Source organism: Vibrio sp. 1978, from assembly GCF_033344345.1.
Window position 1 is genome coordinate 1 of sequence record NZ_JAWPOP010001104.1, and the last position, 504, is coordinate 504.

General features: G+C 46.0%; 1 protein-coding gene. It reads left to right on the forward strand.

The features are described from left to right. Positions 1-183: 183 nt before the first annotated feature. Positions 184-504 (forward strand): tRNA adenosine(34) deaminase TadA (gene tadA, locus R8N49_RS30880; RefSeq protein WP_318190919.1); only part of this gene is annotated, 321 nt, incomplete at its 3' end.

Sequence of the window (504 nt, forward strand, 5' to 3'; positions counted from 1 at the left end):
GTACACATACACGATGTAAATGATCGAATATTAGAGAAGCGCAGGTCGAAAGGTCTGCGCTTTTTTGTTTTGAGGTGCTATTACGAAAGAGGCGCATCTCCAAAACTTATGTCCTGCTGTAGTGAAAGCGATGTTGGTGGTAATATTTCGCTATTCATAGTTACCTTCCTTTCTGGAGCCCTTTTGTCTGAGCATCAATTTACCCCACAAGACGAAATTTTTATGCGCCGTGCACTTGCATTAGCTGAACAAGCTGAATTGGAAGGAGAGGTGCCTGTGGGAGCGGTATTAGTTAAAGATGGAGAAGTGATTGCAGAAGGCTGGAACCGCTCTATCTGCTCTAATGATGCAACAGCACATGCGGAGATTCAGACTCTACGTAACGCAGGGGCTGTGTTAGAAAACTATCGACTTTTAGACACCACTCTCTATGTCACACTAGAGCCTTGCCCGATGTGCGCAGGAGCACTGTTGCACAGCAGAGTGAAACGCGTGGTATTTGGC